We start from the raw sequence: 15,366 nt of genomic DNA on the forward strand, positions 1-15,366 counted from the left end.
GAGAAAAACGAGGCACGTTGCGCGGCGGCGGGAACGTCCCCGTCTCAAGCAAAGGAGGAAGACAAGGATGCAAATTGACAAACTGCGCGGCAGAGAGCTGGATCAGTTGTTTAAAGCGATTTTGTCGTTGCGCGATGTAGAAGAGTGTTACCGCTTTTTTGATGATTTATGCACGGTGAACGAAATTCAGGCGCTCGCCCAGCGGCTGGAAGTCGCTCGCATGCTGCGCGAAGGGTATACGTACCATAAAATCGAAACGGAAACCGGAGCGAGCACGGCGACGATCTCGCGCGTCAAGCGCTGCCTGAATTACGGCAACGATGCTTATGCCATGGCGCTTGACCGCATCAAAGAGGAAGAACGTCAAGAGGCAAGCGAACCGATCATCGACTGAGGCCAAAAGGAGGTTCCTTCCATTTGCAAAGGAACTCCTTTTCTTTTTGTGGATTTGTTATAATGAAACAATGGAGACGGAGTGGAGGGGATTTTGCGATGGAAGAGATTCGCGCCTGGCGCCATGTGTTCAAACTCGACCCGAACAAACCGATCGATGACGAGCGACTAGAGCGTCTTTGTGAGTCGGGAACGGATGCTGTCATCGTCGGCGGCACGGACGGGGTGACGATCGATGGGGTGCTCGACTTATTGGCCCGCGTCCGCCGCTTTTCGGTGCCGTGTGCGCTTGAGGTCACGGATGTCGAGGCGCTGACGCCGGGATTTGATGTGTATTTGATTCCGATCGTTTTGAACAGCCGGCGAACGGAATGGATCATCGGCCGTCATCACGAGGCGATGAAACGATACGGCGATGTGATGAACGGAGAGGAATTGGTTGCCGAAGGCTATTGCATTGTCAACCGTGAATGCAAAGCAGCGAAGCTGACAGAGGCTGATGTAGCGCTCGCTGACGAGGATGTCGTGGCGTATGCCCGTCTCGCCGAACAGCTGTATCGGCTGCCGATTTTTTATCTCGAATACAGCGGAACGTACGGAGACCCCGCTTTAGTGGACAAGGTCAAACGGGTGCTTAGCCGCGCGCAGCTCGTCTATGGCGGTGGCATCACGACGCCGGAACAGGCGGCGGAAATGGCTCGCTATGCCGATACAGTTGTCGTTGGCAACGCCATTTACGAGTCATTCGAAAACGCGTTGGCCACGGTGGCAGCCGTCCAACAGATGGCAGACCGGCGTAAGTACGGCGCCGGAACATAGAACTTATGTTTGTTGGTGGTGGAAACGATGAATTTTTTATCAGAAAAGCTGCTTGCTCATTTAAATAAGGAGCAGCAAGAAGCCGTCAAAACGACGGAAGGGCCGTTGCTCATCATGGCGGGAGCGGGGAGCGGAAAAACGCGCGTGCTGACGCACCGGATCGCCTATTTGATGGCCGAGAAACAGGTGGCGCCGTGGAATATTTTGGCTATTACATTTACGAACAAAGCGGCGCGCGAAATGAAGGAGCGAGTGCGGGCGCTGTTGGGCGGGGCGGCGGAAGACGTATGGATTTCGACGTTTCACTCGATGTGCGTCCGCGTGTTGCGCCGCGACATTGACCGCATCGGCATCAACCGCAATTTTTCCATCCTCGACCCGACCGATCAGCTTTCGGTCATCAAAGCGATTTTGAAAGACAAAAATATCGATCCGAAAAAATGGGAGCCGCGGACGATTTTAGGCACGATCAGCGCAGCGAAAAACGATTTGCTCGCGCCGAAACAATTCGCGAAGCGGGCGTCGACGTATTATGAAACGATCGTCAGCGACGTGTATCAAGAGTATCAACAACGCCTTCTCCGCAACCATTCGCTCGATTTCGACGATTTGATCATGACGACGATCCAGCTGTTTGACCGCGTGCCGGATGTGCTTCAATATTACCAGTATAAATTCCAGTACATTCACATTGATGAGTACCAAGATACGAACCGCGCCCAATATACACTGGTGAAAAAGCTCGCTGCACGGTTCCAAAACATTTGCGCCGTCGGCGATGCCGACCAGTCGATTTACCGGTGGCGCGGGGCGGATATTCGCAACATCTTGTCATTTGAACGCGACTATCCAAACGCGAAAGTGATTTTGCTTGAGCAAAACTACCGTTCGACGAAGCGGATTTTGCAAGCGGCAAACGAAGTCATCGCTCATAACGTCAATCGCAAGCCGAAGCGGTTGTGGACGGAAAATCCGGAAGGGAAGCCGATCACGTATTATGAGGCGATGAACGAAGTCGATGAAGCGCGGTTTGTCGCCGACCGCATTCAAGAGGCGATCGAACAGGAAGGGCGGCGCTACCGCGATTTTGCCGTGTTGTATCGGACGAATGCGCAGTCGCGCGTCATCGAGGAAGTGTTTTTGAAAGCCAATATTCCGTATCAAATCGTCGGCGGCTTAAAGTTCTATGACCGGAAAGAAATCAAAGACATCCTCGCTTACTTGCGCGTGATCGCCAATCCTGATGACGATTTGAGCTTGCTGCGCATCATCAACGTGCCAAAGCGCGGCATCGGAGCGTCGACGATCGACAAGCTCGTCCGCTATGCGGTGGAGCATGGGCTGTCGTTGTTTGCCGCGCTCGGTGAACTGGAGATGATCGGATTCAGCGCCAAAACAGCCGGAGCGCTCGCCGCCTTCCGCGCCCAGCTGGAGCAATGGACGCAGCTGCAGGAATACGTTTCTGTGACCGAGCTCGTCGAAGAAGTGCTCGATCGGTCCGGCTATCGTGCGATGTTGGAGGAGGAGCGAACGATTGAGGCGCAAAGCCGGCTTGAGAACTTGGACGAATTTTTGTCGGTGACAAAGCATTTTGAAAATGTCAGCGATGATAAGTCGCTCATCGCCTTTTTGACCGACTTGGCGCTTGTTTCCGATTTGGACGAGCTCAACGGCAGCGACCAAGCGGCAGAAGGGGATGCGGTTGTGTTCATGACACTTCATGCCGCCAAAGGGCTGGAGTTCCCGGTCGTCTTTTTGATCGGCATGGAAGAAGGCATTTTCCCGCATAACCGTTCGCTTAACGACGAAGACGAGATGGAAGAAGAGCGACGATTGGCGTATGTCGGCATCACTCGTGCCGAAGAAGAGCTCGTGTTGACGAGCGCGCAAATGCGGACGTTGTTCGGAAACATTCAGATGAATCCGCCCTCGCGTTTTTTAAACGAAATTCCACCGCATTTGCTAGAGGCGGCTGTCCCCCGGTCTGTGGTCGCACCGCGTCCGGCTGCTGCCCGCCCAGTCCATGGCGTTGTCGGAGGATGGAAAGTGGGCGACCGCGCCAACCATCGAAAGTGGGGAGTGGGCACGGTGGTCAGCGTTCGCGGCGACGGAGAGGAGCAAGAGTTGGACATCGCGTTTCCAAGCCCGATTGGCGTAAAGCGGCTGCTTGCGAAGTTTGCGCCGATTGAGAAAGCATAGAAAGGAGAACCGGTGACGTATGGATCGCCAACAAGCCGAACAGCGCGCAGCCGAGCTGCGCGAGCTGCTCAACCGCTATGGCTACGAATATTACGTGCTGGATCGTCCATCTGTTCCAGACGCGGAGTATGACCGGTTGATGCAAGAGCTCATCGCCCTTGAGGAACAGTATCCGGAGCTAAAAACGAGCGATTCGCCGACTCAACGCATCGGCGGCCCGCCGCTGGAGGCGTTTCGCAAGGTGACGCATCGCGTCCCGATGATGAGCTTAGCGAACGCGTTTCACGAAGGCGATTTGCGCGATTTTGACCGCCGCGTCCGCCAAGAAGTCGGCGAAGTGGCGTATGTGTGTGAATTAAAAATTGATGGTCTTGCCGTTTCGGTTCGCTATGAAGACGGTTATTTCGTCCAGGGAGCGACGCGCGGCGACGGAACGACAGGGGAAGACATTACGGAAAATTTGAAGACGATCCGCTCGCTGCCGCTGCGTCTCAACGAACCGGTGTCGCTTGAGGCGCGCGGCGAGGCGTTTATGCCGAAAGCGTCGTTTCTGCGCCTGAATGAGGATCGGAAAGCGCGCGGCGAGGAGCTGTTCGCCAACCCGCGCAATGCTGCGGCCGGCTCGCTCCGCCAGCTCGACCCGAAAGTGGCGGCGTCGCGCCAGCTCGATTTGTTCGTTTACGGATTGGCTAATGCCGAAGAGCTTGGGATTGCGTCGCACAGCGAGGCGCTCGACTATTTGCAGTCGCTCGGGTTTAAAGTGAATCCCGAGCGGCGGCGCTGCGCCAACATCGATGAGGTGCTCGCTTTTATTAACGAGTGGCACGAAAAACGGCCGCAGCTGCCGTACGAGATCGACGGCATCGTCATTAAAGTCGATTCGTTTGCGAAGCAGCGACAGCTTGGCACGACAGCCAAAAGCCCGCGCTGGGCGATCGCCTACAAATTTCCAGCTGAAGAGGTGGTCACAACGCTGATCGGCATTGAAGTGAACGTCGGCCGCACCGGTGTTGTCACCCCGACGGCGATCCTCGAGCCGGTTCGCGTCGCCGGCACGACCGTGCAGCGCGCCACTCTTCATAACGAAGATTTTATCCGCGAAAAAGACATCCGTATTGGCGATGCCGTCATCATTAAAAAAGCGGGCGACATTATCCCGGAAGTCGTCGGTGTCGTTGCTGATCGGCGCGATGGGGATGAAGTGCCGTTTGTCATGCCAACGCATTGTCCGGAATGTCAAAGTGAGCTCGTCCGCTTGGAAGGAGAAGTGGCGCTCCGTTGCTTAAACCCGAACTGTCCGGCCCAGCTGCGCGAACGGCTCATCCATTTCGCCTCAAGGGCAGCGATGAACATTGAAGGGCTGGGGGAAAAAGTCGTTACCCAGCTGTTTAACGCCGGTCTTGTCCACGATGTCGCCGACTTGTACCGGCTGACGAAAGAACAGCTTGTCGGTTTGGAGCGGATGGGTGAAAAATCGGCAGCCAATTTGCTGGCGGCGATTGAAGCGTCAAAGCAAAACTCGCTCGAGCGGCTGCTGTTTGGCCTCGGTATCCGCTACGTCGGAGCGAAGGCCGCCCAGCTGTTAGCCGAACATTTCGAAACGATGGAGCGGCTGGAGAAAGCGACGAAAGAGGAATTGATGGCCGTTCCGGAAATTGGCGAAAAAATGGCCGACTCGATCACCGCTTTCTTTTCTCAGCCGGAAGCGGTCGAGCTGTTGAATGAATTGCGCTCTTACGGTGTCAACATGGCATACAAAGGACCGAAGCGGGCGGGTGAGGTGCCAACAGACTCCGCTTTCGCCGGCAAAACGGTTGTTTTGACCGGAAAGCTGATGTCTATGTCGCGCAATGAGGCGAAAGAACAAATCGAGCGGCTCGGCGGACGCGTCACTGGCAGCGTCAGCCGCAGCACTGACATTGTCATCGCCGGCGACGACGCGGGGTCAAAGCTTGATAAAGCCCGACAATTGGGCATCACCATTTGGGATGAACCACGATTTTTGCAAGCGATAAGCAGGGGGGAACCATGAGAAGAAATCCGATCATTCGCAGCGTCGGGGCTCACCGCCAGACGAAGCGGGCGCGAAAGCAGCTGGCCGCCCTCGGGCTCGCCGCTGTCTGCCTGTTGTCTTCATGCGCGCCCAAATTCGACGAAGGCGAGGAAGTAGTGCAGGATAAAGGAAGCAAAGAGCAAGAAGCGGTGATTCCGAAATACAACATATCAGATTCGTATTATCGGGTCGTGCTGCCGTTTAAACCGTCCGGGGCGCGCGGACACGTGGTCAACGACGTCAATACGCGCCTTGATGTCGACGAATTTGAGACAGGGCTGATGCGTCTGGCTTCCGAGCGGTTTTCGCCCGACGATTACTTGTTTCAAGAGGGGCAGTATTTAGACAGTGAAACGATCGACAAATGGCTTGCGCGCAAGAAAACAGACCGCCAGTTGAAAGCGGAAAAAATGAAACCGGAAGACAATATCGGCTTAAATCCGGCGATCAGCGATACAGGAACGAACGAGCAAAAAAATACGCAGAGCCCGATCTATTTGGCAAGCATTTTGGAACATGATTATTTAGTCAAGGCGGGCAATGATAAAGTGAAGCTCGGCGGCGTTGCGATCGGCTTGGCGTTAAACTCTGTCCATTATTATTCAACCGAACAAGGTTATCCGCGCGAGGTCAAAATCAAAGACGATGTCATTGAACGGGAAGGCAAGCGAATTGCCGCCGAGGTGTTGAAGCGGCTGCGAAAGATCAAAGGGCTCGGCAGTGTGCCGATCACGATTGCCTTATACAAACAGGCGCCGCGCTCGTCTGTGACTCCGGGGCATTTTTTTGCCGTTACCTACGTCGATGAAGGAAGCAGCACGATTGATGATTGGGAAGCGGTGCATGAGGAATATTATTTATTCCCATCCGATGAAGCGGAAGAAAACCACCGCGACGATTGGCTAAAATTCAACAACTTTAAATCGGACGTGGAAGATTTCTTTCCGAACTACACTGGCATTGTGGGTCGAGGATTGTACGTCAATGACCAACTTCAGAAGCTGACGATCAACATAACGATGCCATTTTACGGCAAGGCGGAAGTGATTGGCTTCACCCAATATGTGACCGGTTTGGTGATGGAAAAATTTCCGGATTACATCACCGTCAACGTCTACATCTCTTCAGCCGGCCAACCCGAAAGCCTCATCGTGCGCCAAGCGCAAGCAGATGAGCCGTTTGTGCATATTTATCAATAAGTTAGCAGGCCACAACCGTGGGGCAGCATGAGGGTGTCCCAAAAGGATCGGGATGCCCTCTCTCAACGCTATATATAGACACTAACCATCGCCTCCATACTGCTGTGTCTTTCTTGAGGGGAGATCGTCTTTTGGGTCATCCCCATGCTTTGTTGGTGAGGAACCATTGCCAAGCGAAGCACCGTCCTGCTCTGACTTGCATCAGCGATGGGATGGTTTGTTGATAGAACGCGTTGGAAAAGGTGGTGAAAAACCGCTGTTTGCCTTGATCGGTGATGGAACGCGTGAACATAGAGGCTGATGCAGCAAGCTTTTTCTACTTGAGAAACGATCCTAAGAAGTGGTGGCGCGAGTAAATCACACCCCTCCTAGAGGGTTGGTGAAAAACGGTTGTTTCTTTTGAGCAATGGGGGAGCGTTTGAAAGACGATCCCGATGCGACAAGGCTTTTCTATTTGAGAAACAGGCTTGATAAGCGACTTGCTCCCTTAAATCACCGGCCTCCTAGAGGGTTGGTGACAAACGGCTGCCAAGAGCAAATCTGCGGCATTTCGCCAAAAAAGAAGGCTGATTTCACCCGGCTTTTCTAACGGAGAAGCAGATGGAATCGCAGGATGTTGTACGAAATCACCGCTCCTCTAGTGAAAGAATCGGCACAGGGGCTCGGAGCGTTTTTCCCCGCTGCGGCATTGTGCGCATTTACGGCGGCGCGCTCGCTGTTTCAGCACTGACAAAAGAGGTGGGGCTGCCGCGCATATCAGGCTGGCCTTTCATTCACACGCCGCTGGCCAAATGGACGGTGCCATAGCGATTCGTCAAGCCGGTGCTTCATTCACTTCATACGCGGCGCAGATGCCCGATTCAATCGCTCCTTGAATCCAGCCGTGATGGGTGGACGCATGTTCGCCGGCAAAATGGACTCTTCCTTCGGGGAGAGCGATGTACGGCGACAGCTCTGTCACTTGGTTCGGCTTCATCATCGTGAAGGCGCCGCCCGAGTACGGATCGCGCACCCAACTATGGCTTGTTCCGGTTTCAAATTCACGGTACACTTGTTCCCCATGGAGGACGGCTAAGTTTTTTAACGTATATTCAAGCCGCTCTTCATCGCTTAAGCTGTCCCACGGGATCGTGTCGTCTTCCCACGTATAGCTGGCCAAGACGACGCCTGGCCCGGCCGTGCCGATGCCTTGGCTCGGATATTGGGTGTATCGAATCGGCAGGTCGGAGACGCTTTTTCCACCGAACATCCCTTCTTTTTCCCAAAACCGGGTTTTAAACTGGATGCCCGTTTTCGTTGAACCAGCATAATGAAGTTCACGAATAGCCTTCCATTTGTTCTCGGAAAACGAATGGCGCGGTTCGATGTCGATAAACTGCAAAACCGAGAACGGGATGGTCACGATCACCCGATCGGCGTTGATTTGAAACGGCTGAAAAATTTTCGTATGGGTCGCATGGACGGTGACGCTGTTTGGGGTTTGGACGATTTTTTGCACTTTATGACTAAAGAGAATCTCGTCCTTCAGCTGCGGCAAAAAAGCTTTGGGAAGCTGGTCATTGCCGCCGGCGATTTCATAAAAGCGAATGTTCGGCGTAAATAAGACCATCAGTTCGCGCAACACTTCAAGAAGCGACAATTCCGGGAAGCCTTCAAGCGAGAGAACGGCTTTGATCATGTCGATGGCTCCTACCGACAGCCTAGGGCCGAATGGGTTGTAGCGCAAATAGGCGTCCAGCGAGTAGCGGTCGAGCCGTTCGATGACAATCGGCCAATGTTGTTCTGGATTTTGTTCAATGAATTGAATGACCGGACGAATGGCCATTTGCAACAGTCCGGAAGCGGTTTTGCCCTGTTCGTGGGGGGCGACGGGAAAGCCGAAGAGGTCGGGATGCCGCTCGTATTCGCTCAGGCGCGCTTTGATGCCACGGAAATAGAAAATGTCGCGCGGGGTGCTGTTGATAAATGGGTGGAGCGGCAAGTTAAATTTTTTGATATATGCCAATGTCAATGGATGGGTGTGCGGGATGCGCATCGCGCCTGCCTCGAGATACTGACCGTCGCGGAAGTCCGAGCGGAGCGTGTAGATTCGGCCGCCGACCCGCCCGGACGCTTCAAGAACGGTGATGCGATGGCCGGCTTGCTTCAGCAATGACGCCGCGACAAGCCCGGCCATGCCGGCGCCGATAATGACGACCGTTTTCGGAGCGGATGGTTTCTTTAATCCGTGTCGAATGATCGAGATCATCGTCTCCATCGGCAGTCTCGGAGAAACATACGGATGCGCCACGTGTCCATCCTCCTTTGCCATCGGGTAGCTCCCCGGGTGGAGCTGCGGTTACTCCATCCTATTCCGCGGCAAAGGAGGATATGTGGGGGAGCGGTCACAATTCGGAAAAGATATACGTCCCTCCAGCCAGCTCGAGGCGGCGCTGCAGCTTGCTGCCGACGATGCGGCAGGCAAACGGCCTTGTCGACGAGGGTTCATCCGCTTGGTAAAAGCGGAGGCTGACGCCGCCAACCGTGAGTTCGGCATAGGTCCCCGCCTCATCGCGCCCCACATTCGCTGCCGGCAAATCAAACAGCCGACGGTAGCTGTTGACGGCGCGGTCGAGGCTACGCACATAAACGCTGACGGACGACAACGACGGCGCCCCATTTGCATGGCGCATGAGCGGCGCCAGCTCGTTCATCCGCACGTCATCGCGCTCGTCCCACTGGATGAAAAACGGGTAGCGGAACGCGCCGTCTGTATCGTCGTTGATAAACAGCAGCGACCATGTCAGCCGCTTGCCGTCATCGCGCTGGCGGCTGCCAGGGAGCGGGCCGATCGGAGTGAATCCCTTGTTTTTGAGCTGTGCAGCCAGCTGTTGGATATCGTTCGTTCGAAAGGCAAACTGGGAGAAGCCATTCCCCTCTTGACGGTCAGCGACAAGTTGGGCAATAAGCGGATTTTGGCAGGTGTTCGCTGTCTGCTCATCGGCGATGCCGATCCATTCGATGTAGCTTAGCGGCGCGAAATAGCATAACGCGTTATACGTTCCCCATGCCTCATGGCGGCCGCCGTGGATGGCCGTAAACCCTAACTGTTCAAACGAGCCTTTCGCCTGTTCCGGGCGCTCGGTGAGGTGGACGAGATGGTCAAACGCGACGTTCATGGCGGCGAACTCCTTCTGTATTGGGAATAGATGAGCGGAACAGCATTTCTTTAAGCTTGTAGATGATGCGTTCGTTATCGACGGTGCGGTGGGCGATAAAATTCAAGTCCAGCTTGATGTCTTCGATTTGGGCAGTCAATTGCTCATAGCGGGAATCCATTTTCTGTTCGAGGCGGTCCACCGTTTGTTTCAATGAGGCAAATTCTTGGTGAAGATGGCGAACATCGGCGGCGAGAGCTTCTAGTTTGGCGTCTGTTTCGTCTTGGCGGTGGAGAAGAGCGGCCACGATGCCGTGTAATTCCTTTTGCCCGGCGCGAAGCGAATCTTGTTCTTGGCGCAGACGCTGCTGTTCCAGACGGATTTCCTGCTGCTCTTTTCGGATTTCTTGTTGTTCTTTTCGGATTTCTTGCTGTTCTTTTCGAATTTCTTCTTGTTCCTGACGAATGGCGATTTGTTCACGCTCGAGCCGCTCTTGCCCTTCAACAAGCAGTCGGAGTGTGCCATCCATCGCGTTCAAGCGGTCGAGCACTTGAGCGAGCAGCGCTTCACTCATCGTCATCATCCCCCTTTTTTTCCTACGTTATGGCCATTATAGTACATACGTTCGAATTCGTCAATGGACAACAAAGGAAATGTTAGCCGGAATGTTGCTTTATTTCCTTTTATTTTGGTATCATCATAGTATTGTGAAAGGTCGACCATGTCGGAGGTGAACACGATGTCGCGAATTTCGCTCGAACAAGTGAAGCATGTCGCCGACTTGGCGCGGTTGGCAATTACGGAGGAAGAGGCGGAGATGTTTACGAAACAGCTCGACGCGATCATTACGTTTGCCGAGCAGTTGAATGAATTGGATACCGAAAACGTGCCGCCGACTTCGCACGTGCTTGATATGCGAAACGTGATGCGCGAGGATATTCCAGAACCGGGGCTGCCGCGCGAGGAAGTGTTGAAAAACGCGCCGGACCAGCAAGACGGCCAGTTCCGCGTGCCCGCTATTTTAGAGTAAGGAGGGGGATTTATGTCGCTCTTTGACCATACGGTGTCGGAATTACATACGCTGCTGCAGAAAAAAGAAGTATCGGTTTCCGACTTAGTGGAGGAATCGTATCGCCGCATCGGCGAAGTGGAAGAGAAAGTGCAGGCGTTTTTAACGCTGAACGAGGAGCAAGCGCGGGCGAAAGCGAAAGAGCTTGATGACAAGTTGGCGAAAGGCGAGGAGACCAACCCGCTGTTCGGCTTGCCGATCGGCATTAAAGACAACATTGTCACCAAAGGGTTGCGCACGACATGCGCCAGCAAAATTTTATACAACTTTGACCCGATTTACGATGCGACCGTCATGGAGCGGCTGAACGCTGCGGGCGCAATCACGATCGGGAAGCTGAACATGGACGAGTTCGCCATGGGCTCGTCAACGGAAAACTCCGGCTTTCAGCTGACGCGCAACCCGTGGGATTTAGAGCGCGTGCCGGGCGGTTCCAGCGGCGGTTCGGCGGCGGCGGTGGCGGCAGGAGAAGTGCCGTTTGCGCTCGGCTCGGATACGGGCGGTTCGATCCGTCAGCCCGCGGCGTTTTGCGGGGTTGTCGGATTGAAGCCGACGTACGGCCGCGTGTCGCGCTTCGGGCTCGTCGCGTTCGCGTCATCGCTCGACCAAATCGGCCCGATTACGCGCACGGTGGAAGATAACGCCTACTTGCTGCAAGTGATTTCTGGCGTTGACCCGATGGATTCGACGTCAGCGAACATCCCGGTGCCCAACTATGTCGAGGCGTTGACGGGCGATATTAAAGGCTTGAAAATCGCTGTGCCGAAAGAATATTTGGGCGAAGGCGTCGACGAAGGCGTGCGCCAGTCGGTGCTTGCCGCGCTCAACGTGCTCGAGAAGCTCGGAGCGACATGGGAAGAAGTGTCGCTGCCGCATTCCAAGTACGCCTTGGCGACATACTACTTGCTCGCTTCATCGGAAGCATCGGCCAACCTTGCCCGCTTTGATGGCGTTCGCTACGGATATCGGACCGACAACGCGAAAAACTTGATCGACATGTACAAATTGACGCGGAGCGAAGGGTTCGGCAACGAGGTCAAGCGCCGCATCATGCTCGGAACGTTTGCCTTAAGCTCAGGTTATTACGATGCGTATTACAAAAAAGCGCAAAAAGTGCGGACGTTGATCAAGCGCGACTTCGAAAACGTTTTTGAGCAATACGACGTCATCATCGGTCCGACCACGCCGACGCCGGCGTTTCAAATCGGCGAGAAAACGAGCGATCCGCTGACCATGTATATGAACGATATTTTGACCATTCCGGTCAACCTTGCCGGCGTGCCGGCGATTTCCGTGCCGTGCGGCTTTGTCGATGGCTTGCCGGTCGGCTTGCAAATCATCGGCAAGCACTTTGATGAAAGCACGGTCTATCGCGTCGCTCACGCCTTTGAACAAGCGACCGACTACCATAAGCAAAAACCGGTGTTGTAAGGGGGGATCGACGATGAATTTTGAAACGGTGATCGGACTTGAGGTCCACGTCGAGCTGAAAACGAAATCGAAAATTTTCTCCAGCAGCCCGAACGCCTTCGGGGCGCCCCCGAATACGCAAACGAACGTCATCGACTTAGGGTATCCGGGCGTGCTGCCGGTTTTGAACCGGCAAGCGGTCGAATTTGCGATGAAGGCGGCGATGGCGCTCAACTGCGAAATCGCGACTGAGACGAAATTTGACCGCAAAAACTACTTTTATCCGGACAACCCGAAAGCGTACCAAATTTCGCAATACGACCAGCCGCTCGGCAAAAACGGCTGGATTGAAATCGAAGTGAACGGGAAAAAGAAAAAAATCGGCATCACCCGCATTCACCTTGAAGAAGACGCCGGCAAATTGACGCACACGGGCGACGGCTACTCGCTTGTCGACTTTAACCGCCAAGGGACGCCGCTCATTGAGATCGTCTCGGAGCCGGACATCCGCTCGCCGGAAGAAGCGTATGCGTATTTGGAAAAATTAAAGGCGATCATCCAATACACCGGCGTCTCCGACTGCAAAATGGAAGAAGGGTCGCTCCGCTGCGATGCGAACATCTCGCTCCGCCCGATCGGGTCGGACCAATTCGGCACGAAAACCGAATTGAAAAACTTAAACTCGTTCAACTTCGTCCGCATGGGGCTCGAGTACGAGGCGAAACGGCAGGAGAAAATTTTGCTCTCCGGCGGCGTCATCCGCCAAGAAACGCGGCGGTTTGACGAAGCGACGAAAACAACCGTGCTCATGCGCGTCAAAGAAGGATCGGAAGACTACCGCTACTTCCCAGAGCCGGACTTGGTCATGCTCTATATTGACGACGAATGGAAAGAACGCGTCCGCGCCTCGATTCCGGAGCTCCCGGATGCCCGCCGGAAGCGGTATGTCGAAGAATGGGGCTTGCCGGAATATGACGCCAAAGTGCTCACCTTGACGAAAGAAATGGCCGACTTCTTTGAAGCGACGGTCGCCAACGGCGCCGACCCGAAACTGGCGTCCAACTGGCTCATGGTCGAAGTATCCGGCTACTTAAACGCCGAGCAAAAAGAGCTCCATGACATCGCCTTGACGCCGGAAAGCTTGGCTGGAATGATCAAGCTGATCCAAAACGGCACGATTTCGTCGAAAATCGCCAAAAAAGTGTTCAAAGAGCTCGTCGAACACGGCGGCGACCCAGAGAAAATCGTCAAAGAAAAAGGGCTCGTGCAAATTTCCGACGAAGGAGCGCTGCGCAAAATCGTACTCGAAGTGCTCGACGCCAACCCGCAATCGGTGGAAGACTTCAAAAACGGCAAAGACCGCGCGCTTGGCTTCCTCGTCGGCCAAGTGATGAAAGCAACGAAAGGACAAGCCAACCCGCCGCTTGTCAACAAGCTGCTCATCGAGGAAATCAACAAGCGGTAACTCATCGGACAAGCCTGCGATTCGCAGGCTTGTTTCGTTCATTGATTTTTTAGACTTTTAAAAAAACACGATTGACATCCCCCGATGGGAATGGTAGATTTTTATATAAAACCAACTGAATTAGTTGGATATCAACACCAAGAGGAGCGGGAGAGGAAGAAACCAAACCGAGGGGGAGGAAAACGATGAGCAATGAACGCACATTCCGCCCGGAGACGCTCGCCATCCACGCCGGGCAAAAACCGGATGGAGAAACGGGCGCGCGGGCCGTGCCGATTTACCAGACGAGTTCGTATGTCTTCCGCGACAGTGAGCACGCGGCCAACTTGTTTGGGCTGAAAGAGGAAGGGTTTATTTATACGCGCATTATGAACCCGACGAACGATGTGCTGGAAAAGCGGATCGCAGCGCTAGAAGGCGGCGTCGGGGCGCTCGCGCTCTCATCGGGGCAGGCGGCGGTGTTTTATTCGATCATCAACATCGCCTCAGCGGGCGATGAAATCGTGTCATCTTCGTCCATTTACGGCGGCACGTACAACTTGTTCGCCCATACGCTGCGCAAGTTTGGCATTACGGTGAAGTTTGTCGATCCGTCCGATCCGGAAAACTTCGAAAAAGCCATTACTGACAAAACGAAAGCAGTGTTTGCCGAAACGATCGGCAACCCGAAAAACGATGTGCTCGACATCGAAGCGGTCGCCGCCATCGCCCATCGCCACGCCATTCCGCTCATTGTCGACAACACGGTCGCCAGCCCGTACTTGCTGCGGCCGATTGAATTCGGCGCCGATATCGTCGTCCATTCGGCGACGAAGTTTATCGGCGGCCACGGCAATTCGATCGGCGGCGTGATTGTGGACAGCGGCAAGTTTGACTGGAAAGGAAGCGGTAAGTTTCCAGAGTTCACCGACCCCGACCCAAGCTACCACGGGCTGGTGTATGTCGACGCCGTCGGCGAAGCGGCGTACATCACGAAAGCGCGCATCCAGCTGTTGCGCGACTTAGGGGCGGCGCTGTCGCCGTTTAATGCGTTTTTGCTGTTGCAAGGGTTGGAGACGCTTCACTTGCGGATGCAGCGCCATAGCGAAAACGCCCTCGCCGTTGCGAAGTTTTTGGAAGCGGAAGAGGCTGTCGAATCGGTCAGCTATCCAGGGCTTCCAAGCCATCCGTCGCATGAGCTGGCGAAAAAGTATTTACCAAACGGGCAAGGTGCGATCGTCACCTTTGAAATCAAAGGCGGCGTCGAAGCCGGGAAAACATTGATCGACTCGGTCAAGCTGTTCTCGCACTTGGCCAACATCGGCGATTCGAAATCGCTCATCATCCACCCGGCCAGCACGACGCACGAGCAGCTGAGCCCGGACGAACAGCTGTCCGCCGGCGTCACCCCGGGCCTTGTCCGCCTGTCCGTCGGCACCGAAGCGATCGACGACATTTTGGACGACTTGCGTCAAGCCATTCGCCAGAGTCAGGGGGTGGCGGCGAGATAACGATATAGTAGGCAAGCATTCAAAGGCTGGTCGGAATGGAGGCCAGCCGTTTTTGTTTTCTCTCACTACTTGCTTTATGTGTATTATATGTTATAATACGGTTGAGTTGACTATAGCGCATTCCGGGGACAT

Annotated in this window: 12 protein-coding genes; 9 read left to right on the plus strand and 3 right to left on the minus strand. The window is 54.5% G+C overall.

What is annotated here, in order from left to right:
* Window positions 1-67 precede the first annotated feature (67 nt).
* The 5 genes from GC56T2_RS01510 (at window position 68) to GC56T2_RS01530 (ending at window position 6,663) form a co-directional block, all read left to right on the plus strand.
* Window positions 68-394 (plus strand): YerC/YecD family TrpR-related protein, encoded by a 327-nt coding sequence (locus GC56T2_RS01510; RefSeq protein WP_033018428.1) that lies wholly within the window; start codon window positions 68-70, stop codon window positions 392-394.
* Window positions 395-492: 98 nt separating this feature from the next.
* Window positions 493-1,212, plus strand: a complete 720-nt coding sequence (gene pcrB, locus GC56T2_RS01515) for a heptaprenylglyceryl phosphate synthase (RefSeq protein WP_144972543.1) — start codon at window positions 493-495, stop codon at window positions 1,210-1,212.
* Window positions 1,213-1,239: 27 nt separating this feature from the next.
* Complete coding sequence (pcrA, locus tag GC56T2_RS01520) at window positions 1,240-3,411, plus strand: DNA helicase PcrA (RefSeq protein WP_144972545.1); 2,172 nt, start codon at window positions 1,240-1,242, stop codon at window positions 3,409-3,411.
* A 19-nt stretch (window positions 3,412-3,430) separates the two neighbouring features.
* On the plus strand, window positions 3,431-5,443 hold the full coding sequence (gene ligA, locus GC56T2_RS01525; protein WP_144972547.1) for an NAD-dependent DNA ligase LigA: 2,013 nt from the start codon (window positions 3,431-3,433) through the stop codon (window positions 5,441-5,443).
* Window positions 5,440-6,663: a CamS family sex pheromone protein gene (locus tag GC56T2_RS01530; protein WP_144972549.1), complete on the plus strand. Its 1,224-nt coding sequence runs from the start codon at window positions 5,440-5,442 to the stop codon at window positions 6,661-6,663. Before ligA ends, GC56T2_RS01530 begins: the two co-directional genes overlap by 4 nt.
* An 814-nt stretch (window positions 6,664-7,477) precedes the next feature.
* Here GC56T2_RS01530 and GC56T2_RS01535 read toward each other — a convergent pair.
* The 3 genes from GC56T2_RS01535 to GC56T2_RS01545 all read right to left on the minus strand — a co-directional run bounded on the left by GC56T2_RS01535 (window position 7,478) and on the right by GC56T2_RS01545 (window position 10,380).
* On the minus strand, window positions 7,478-8,953 hold the full coding sequence (locus GC56T2_RS01535) for a flavin monoamine oxidase family protein (protein WP_144972551.1): 1,476 nt from the start codon (window positions 8,951-8,953) through the stop codon (window positions 7,478-7,480).
* Between the two features lie 94 nt (window positions 8,954-9,047).
* The gene (locus GC56T2_RS01540) at window positions 9,048-9,821 is read right to left on the minus strand and encodes a VOC family protein (RefSeq protein WP_144972553.1); all 774 of its coding nucleotides are present in this window, start codon (window positions 9,819-9,821) and stop codon (window positions 9,048-9,050) included.
* Window positions 9,805-10,380: a hypothetical protein gene (locus GC56T2_RS01545; protein WP_144976976.1), complete on the minus strand. Its 576-nt coding sequence runs from the start codon at window positions 10,378-10,380 to the stop codon at window positions 9,805-9,807. The genes GC56T2_RS01540 and GC56T2_RS01545 overlap by 17 nt, the downstream gene beginning before the upstream one ends.
* A gap of 159 nt (window positions 10,381-10,539) precedes the next feature.
* On the opposite strand from GC56T2_RS01545, the gene gatC reads away from it, so the two are divergent.
* The 4 genes from gatC (at window position 10,540) to GC56T2_RS01565 (ending at window position 15,234) form a co-directional block, all read left to right on the plus strand.
* Window positions 10,540-10,830 carry an Asp-tRNA(Asn)/Glu-tRNA(Gln) amidotransferase subunit GatC gene (gene gatC, locus GC56T2_RS01550; RefSeq protein ID WP_031405929.1) on the plus strand — a complete coding sequence of 97 codons (291 nt, stop codon included), beginning with the start codon at window positions 10,540-10,542 and terminating at the stop codon, window positions 10,828-10,830.
* Between the two features lie 12 nt (window positions 10,831-10,842).
* Window positions 10,843-12,300 carry an Asp-tRNA(Asn)/Glu-tRNA(Gln) amidotransferase subunit GatA gene (gatA, locus tag GC56T2_RS01555; RefSeq protein WP_144972555.1) on the plus strand — a complete coding sequence of 486 codons (1,458 nt, stop codon included), beginning with the start codon at window positions 10,843-10,845 and terminating at the stop codon, window positions 12,298-12,300.
* A 13-nt stretch (window positions 12,301-12,313) separates the two neighbouring features.
* Window positions 12,314-13,744: an Asp-tRNA(Asn)/Glu-tRNA(Gln) amidotransferase subunit GatB gene (gatB, locus tag GC56T2_RS01560; protein WP_031405925.1), complete on the plus strand. Its 1,431-nt coding sequence runs from the start codon at window positions 12,314-12,316 to the stop codon at window positions 13,742-13,744.
* 185 nt (window positions 13,745-13,929) lie between these two features.
* Window positions 13,930-15,234 carry a homocysteine synthase gene (locus tag GC56T2_RS01565; protein WP_144972557.1) on the plus strand — a complete coding sequence of 435 codons (1,305 nt, stop codon included), beginning with the start codon at window positions 13,930-13,932 and terminating at the stop codon, window positions 15,232-15,234.
* The last annotated feature ends 132 nt before the right edge of the window (window positions 15,235-15,366 follow it).

Origin of the sequence: Geobacillus sp. C56-T2 (genome assembly GCF_007829715.1) — a bacterium.
Classification (GTDB): domain Bacteria; phylum Bacillota; class Bacilli; order Bacillales; family Anoxybacillaceae; genus Geobacillus; species Geobacillus icigianus.